A 6324-nucleotide genomic window follows, 5' to 3' on the forward strand; every position below is an offset into this window, starting at 1 on the left:
TTGATTTCGCCTTTGAAGGTTCGTATTTGGACTCTTCAAGAATCCCCTCGCCTTTAGGCATGGGGAGTATCAAGTTAGAAATAGTATAAAGTGTAGAATGATCGCAGATCGATCGCCCTTGATGACAAAAAGCGATCACCCGCATTCAACTACAAGAATGACTGTATTTTAGCAGAGTCAAGTTCTCTTCCGATCAGCACCAGCTTGGTTTGACGGAGCTCGGAAGGTTGCCAAGGGCGATCGTAAAAATATTCTATACGATCGCCCACACCTTGCAACACCATCCGCATCGGCTTGTTAGGAACCGCCACAAATCCCTTAATCCGATAGATTTCCTCTTGCTGCATCAGCGATTGCAGTTTTTTCACTAAAGCTTCAGGTTCAAAGGCGCGATCGGCAATAAAGAAAGTCGAGTTAATATCATCATCATGCTCATGTTCCTCTTCCGTGTCGTGGTGACTTGGGCGGGACTCCAAATCATCCTCAACCGCCGCATTAAATCCCAATAGCACATCGGGGTTAATTTCGCCACCTTTGCAAGGAACAATTTTCACACTCGGACGCAATTCTTGCTGCAACCAGGTTTGAACTTTCTGTTGAGTTTCTTCATTTACGCGATCGACCTTCGTCAACAGTACCATATCAGCACAGGCCAATTGATCTTCAAACAATTCCTCGATCGGAGTTTCGTGATCCAAACTAGAATCAGCCTGCCGCTGCGCCATCAAAGCATCAATATCACCGACAAAATTACCGCTAGCAATAGCTTCGCAATCAACAACAGCAACCACACCGTCAACAGTAGCGCCCGTGCGAATTTCCGGCCAGCGAAAAGCTTGAATCAAAGGCTTAGGAAGTGCCAAACCAGAAGTTTCAATTAAGATACAATCAATTTGGTCTTTGCGCTTCAACAATTCCTGCATAGTCGGCAAGAATTCCTCTTGAACAGTGCAGCAAAGACAACCATTTGTGAGTTCAACAATATTGCTGTTGACACTTTCTTCATCGTCACAAACTTGGCAATCGCGCAGCAGTTCTCCGTCAATCCCAATTTCGCCAAATTCGTTAACTAGAACAGCAATACGGCGGCCTTGATTATTTTGCAATAAATGGCGAATTAAGGTAGTTTTGCCACTACCGAGAAAACCAGTAATCACTGTAACAGGAATCTTGTGCATTATTTTTTTTGTTAGGTTTAAATGTAGGTTACAGTACGGATTGTATTGGTGTCAAATTAAGACTAAACTCCTCTGATAAATTTCGCTTTTCCCAGAATCTATATCCCCTCGTATCCCCTTAAGAAGTCTACGGTGTACACACAAGTCGAGTTGGAAATTAAACTGACGGAAAGTCATGGAAATTTATTTTTTAAATCCTTGATTTTCCATTAATTATTATCAACAAGCCAAAACAGTTGATCACAACCTGGACGATCTAAAAACCTGGCATTTAGAGGCTTATGTCTTGCTAAACAAGGCTTTTAGAAATTGTGTGTACAGGGTAGCCTGGTTGTAGGGAGCTAGGGGGATCTTGCTTCGGCTACAAACAAGATTTATCAAGGGTTTTAGTCTTGACTTGACACTAATACTCTAAAACCAGCTACCACTATCATTATAGAGCTTTAAATTCCCTATTTCCGCCACCTGTCAAATTGATCTTCGGAACAGCCATTAATAAATTGATTATTCACCCAACCGTCAAGGATTGTAAAAGTTTCATTAGGAACCGTTCCAGAAGTTTTGGCCGCAATTTTCACCCAATTACCTTGTCTGCTGACAGCCCGAACTCCGTCTCCTCTTTTGAGTTTCGCTACAACTGGGTAGTTATTGCCGGGGCCTTTGCGAATGTTAACAGTGCCGCCTTCACCTGTAATAAAAGAGCATTGAGTTTGCTTTTTTAAAGCTTCTACTTTTTGGGGGGAAAGACTTTGCTCTTTACCGAAAACTGGAAAACTGTAAAGTGAAAAACTTAAACTTGCAAAGACGGCTGCAATGAAAAAGGCTTTTGATTGAGTAAAACTTAGCATTGATTTAATCTCCTGGGATTGGAAGGACTGAAGTGCTGATTGCTAACTAACTTTTTGGGAAGGACTGAAGTCCGAACGATCGAACTGTTATTTGACGGAGGCAAACCATTCAGTAATGCCTTGGGCAATGGCAGAAGCTAACTTTTTCTGTTCTGTCGGATTCACAATCCATTCAAACTCTTCGGGATTGATCATAAATCCCAATTCCATTAAAACAGATGGAGTGACGGCAGGACGAGTCATGGCTAGATTGTTCCAGAATACACCATAGCTCGGACGGTTCAACTTGGCAACTAAATAATTGTGCAAAAACATTCCCAAACTGTGGGCTTGCGGGTGAAACCAGAATGCGCCGACACCTTTAGTATTAATCGCATCGCCGTTATCGGGCAAGGCATTGTAGTGGATCGAAATTGCGATCGCAGGTTCTTCTTTTTGAATCATTTCCACCCTCGGCGGCAAATCCAAATCGACATCTTCCACCCGTGTCATTACCACATTCGCGCCCCGATTTACCAATTCCTCTCGCACCAATTTCGACACAATTAAAGCCACTGTTTTCTCGCGATAGCCGGTGGGGCCCACACCACCCGAATCCTCCGGGCCGCCGTGTCCCGCATCGATGAGAATCTTGATTCCTGACAACGATTTTTCTGGCGTATTCGGCACCGCGCTGCTTGGATTTCCCGGCGGGTGTTTTAAAGACAACACTAAAGTTGTGCCATCGTATCTCAACTTATAACCCCACTGCTGGGCAGATTTGAGATTGAAAGTATATTGTACTTGCAACGGCGAGATTTGTTGCCACGCTAAACGTGAAATTACTGGGTCATCGTCTAGGCGAATAATGTCAGTTTGAGCGGTGGTATTATACAGTGTTAAAGTGAAAGTCCGTTCTCCTTCTTGTACGGTGACTGGGACTGGTATTTCTAAGGGAAATAAGACCTCTGTCCAACCGGAAACTTGACGCGATCTGGCGCTGCGAATAATCGATCGCACAGGCACGGCATCCTTGACAATTCGCACTTCCGATGCTTTAATCCAAGCGCCGTAATCGAGGCGAATCCATTCTCCCTCGCGCCCGATAACTGTTGCTCGCGTTCCCTTGGGCAGCGGTGTCATCCGAGAAAAATCGGTGCTCGCCCCGGTTCTGGCGACGCCAGGATCGGCTGTTACTTCGGCTATTTCTAAGTCAGTCGGAGAGAGAATAGAAATCTTGCCAGTACCTGGTTGGCTGATAGTTTTATCGTTCATTGTTAGTTCAAATAATGGCACTCCTAAATCGACTTTTTTCTGCGATGAGACGGAGTTTTCAGGAGTTTTAGCACAGCCTTGATACTGTTCGATGCCAGTTTTTGCAATCGGGGAATTTTCACCTAACAGTACAGATTTGTTGTCGGGGAGTTCGACTTGCGATCGCGCTTTTAGAGGAATAGTAACATCGGCTAATTTTACCGCGACTTGAGTATTCGCCGGAGCGATCGCCCCAAAGCAGATATATTCCCCCGGTAAACTCGCCACATCGACTTTCGGCGTCAGGGAATTTTTAGCAAAAGCCAATCCGGCGGGGACTTCTGGTTGATTTGACTCCCGCGTCACCTTAATTTGAACTTGCTGATTGTCGTAACGCAAGGTAAAGACGTTTTCGCCTAATTGCAGGGGAAAAGTCGGGGCGAAATGACCGGCTGCGGTGCGCGCAATTTGGCTACCATTTACCGATACTTGTCCGGTTGGGGGGGCTGTACCGATGAGAAAAATGCGATCGGCTATTGTTTTGTGGTTGGCGGGAGGATAGGCGACGGACAAAGGTTGAGCGGCCACAGCTACAGAGGCGATCGCCATTATCATCCCAAACACGACTAATCCTAAAAATTTTCTCATGCTAAATCGCAACTAATTGAGAGTCTGTTGGTTATTTATACTAGAACTTGCGTTCAGAAACCGGGTTTCTGAGGATTCGCCGTAAGTCTTATTTACTATACAGGCTCCAGTTTATCACGTTTAGAGTTCCAATTGGGCGATCGGCGACATATAACAACCCCGCCCGACGTTTAGGACGTTCTTAATACCCCAAACCCATGCTGTCGATTGCTTCTTCCTTCTTCCTTCTTCCTTCTTCCTTCCTTCTTCCTTCTTCCTTCTTCCTTCTTCCTTCTTCCTTCCTTCTTCCTTCTTCCTTCTTCCTTCTTCCTTCTGCTATAAATTCTTGCGTCAAACGATTAAGTTTTAATTAATTCCGAAGTCGTTCTCCACAGTTGATCCAAGCGATTCGCCGGCATCGTCAAATACAAAACATCCCCCGAACTCAGACAACAATTGAACAAATCCCAGCCGTGAATAGTTTGACAATTAGTTTCCACATAAAGAGGCACAAAATCTGCTGATTTAGCAGCATCTTGAATGCGGTGGCCACAGAAAGGATGTTTTGGTGTAATCAATGTGGCCAAGGAAACCCACAGACTTTCAGCAGTCATTCCGTTGCCCAAAATTCTGCCTCCAATCGCCGCCGCCGCAAAAGCAGGAGCCGCTAACTCCGTCGGGTTTAAAACTCCTTCAAACTCAAAAACCTGCTGCACCATCAGAGCAAAATGCGAGTCTTGATTGCGGACAATCACCGATAGTTTCGGTGCTAATCCTTTAGCAGTTAAGGCAATTTCTAGATTAGACATATCGCTGCTAGTAACTGCCAAAAGTGCAGCAGCTTGCTTAACGTTAGCAGCTTCCAAAGTTGCAGACAAACTGGCACTTCCTTGAATTACTGGAATTTGCATTGAGCGAGCTGTGTTCAGAAAGCGGCTGTTCGGATCTTGCTCGATTACCACAATATCATAACCGTTATTGTGCAGTTCTTTAGCAATTTGGATGCCGAGTCCTCCGAGTCCGCAAATAATGTAATGATGGCGCTGCGGAACTCGCGCTATATCCCAATATTCGCTAAAGCGAGTTCCCAATACATAATCGTTGAGCAGGGCGTAGCAGATGCCGATGATGCCCGCTCCAACTAACATCATCATCACCGTAAATAATTTAATATTTTGTGGAGCTTGTTCCGCAACTTTTTCATAGCCTCCGGCCCCAGTAATCATCCCTACCGAAAAATATAGAGAATCGACAATCGAGATATTTTCATCAACACAAATATAAGTAGAAGTAGCTATTCCAATCATAGCCAGCAGAGTCAGTACCACAATTACCGCTTGGCTGTGCTGCTGAAATCGGCGCAGGCTAGTTAGGGTTTTAAAGAATTTTTGAATTAAAGTTTTTTGGGGGCTGCGGAGAGTCGGCTCAGTTGCTACAATTAGCCGATCGCCCTTTTGACACTGCTGGCCCGCCAGCACCGCCGATACTAAATCAGTTTTGTTAGCAGCCGGGAGGTAATAAATCAACATTCGCGATCGATCGTTCCACAAATCGCTGAGTTGTCGATCGAGCCAGGGATGATCTTCATCGATATACTCTTCGTGAATCGGCCAAGTGCGATCGAACAAACTCAACTGTCCGATCGCCCGATTTCCGAGAGCAGCAAAAGCAAAAACCGGAGCCGCCAAAGCTGAAACGCTCATGGAAGTGTGATCGGGCAAAGTGTGATCAATTCTGTCGCCCAAGCTAGTATTGAACAATCTGTTAATGATCCGAATTTGAGGATTGAGAATCCTCGCCTGCATCAAAACTGCCAAATTCACAGCATCGTCATTACCTGCAATTACTAAAGTGTGGGCTTTTTGAATGCCAGCCGCCAACAAGGTAGAAGCTGCTTGCAAATTGCCGACAACCACCTCAGAAGTTTCGCTGCGAATTGGGCGATCGCTAATACCAACCACAATCGCCCCTTGCTGTCTTAACAAACAAAAAATCTTGTGTCCCGTGTGGCCCAAGCCGCAAACAATGATTCGAGGTTTCATAAAAAATATTTGCCAGCCGATGGCAAAGCTGTCCGCTGTAGTTTTACCTACCATTGTTGACGGTGACGGCTTTGCAGAATGTAGCTAAAAACACTATCTAGGATGTTTGTGATGCACTCTCGAAGTTTTGCAACAAGAACGCGGCAGTTTTGAAACAAGGACACGGCAATACCCTGTCCCTACAGCTTATGAGGTGCAATTAACCTAATTTAATCAAAAACAGCCAGCAGAATCCTAACAGGTAGGGAAACGGCACTGCCGTGTCCTGATAATTACGACTCCCTACATTAAATCAACTCAAAAAACCACACAGTCATCTTTTCAATATCTGCCGCCGCCGACTGAAGAAAAAAGGGGATATTAAAGCCAGATTTGGTATGATCAAATAATTCCATA

5 protein-coding genes are annotated in these 6324 nt (G+C 45.0%); all 5 read right to left on the minus strand.

Annotation, left to right across the window (positions count from 1 at the left end):
• Nucleotides 1–149: 149 nt before the first annotated feature.
• The gene (cobW, locus tag QUB52_RS17245; protein WP_265237297.1) at nt 150–1178 is read right to left on the minus strand and encodes a cobalamin biosynthesis protein CobW; all 1029 of its coding nucleotides are present in this window, start codon (nt 1176–1178) and stop codon (nt 150–152) included.
• A 452-nt stretch (nt 1179–1630) separates the two neighbouring features.
• Nucleotides 1631–2026, minus strand: a complete 396-nt coding sequence (locus QUB52_RS17250) for an SH3 domain-containing protein (protein WP_332974980.1) — start codon at nt 2024–2026, stop codon at nt 1631–1633.
• An 87-nt stretch (nt 2027–2113) separates the two neighbouring features.
• Nucleotides 2114–3907 carry an N-acetylmuramoyl-L-alanine amidase gene (locus tag QUB52_RS17255; protein WP_265237294.1) on the minus strand — a complete coding sequence of 598 codons (1794 nt, stop codon included), beginning with the start codon at nt 3905–3907 and terminating at the stop codon, nt 2114–2116.
• Nucleotides 3908–4088: 181 nt separating this feature from the next.
• On the minus strand, nt 4089–4241 hold the full coding sequence (locus tag QUB52_RS17260) for a hypothetical protein (protein WP_332974979.1): 153 nt from the start codon (nt 4239–4241) through the stop codon (nt 4089–4091).
• A gap of 4 nt (nt 4242–4245) precedes the next feature.
• The gene (locus QUB52_RS17265) at nt 4246–5928 is read right to left on the minus strand and encodes a potassium channel family protein (RefSeq protein ID WP_332974978.1); all 1683 of its coding nucleotides are present in this window, start codon (nt 5926–5928) and stop codon (nt 4246–4248) included.
• Nucleotides 5929–6324: the final 396 nt, after the last annotated feature.

This window comes from Microcoleus sp. A6-C6 (assembly GCF_036705955.1).
GTDB lineage: Bacteria > Cyanobacteriota > Cyanobacteriia > Cyanobacteriales > Microcoleaceae > Microcoleus.

Excerpts from the sequence above, each read along its gene's own strand:
- cobW (WP_265237297.1), bottom strand. The coding sequence starts at position 1,178 with ATGCACAAGATTCCTGTTACAGTGATTACTGGTTTTCTCGGTAGTGGC.
- QUB52_RS17265 (WP_332974978.1), bottom strand. The coding sequence starts at position 5,928 with ATGAAACCTCGAATCATTGTTTGCGGCTTGGGCCACACGGGACACAAG.
- QUB52_RS17250 (WP_332974980.1), bottom strand. The coding sequence starts at position 2,026 with ATGCTAAGTTTTACTCAATCAAAAGCCTTTTTCATTGCAGCCGTCTTT.
- QUB52_RS17255 (WP_265237294.1), bottom strand. The coding sequence starts at position 3,907 with ATGAGAAAATTTTTAGGATTAGTCGTGTTTGGGATGATAATGGCGATC.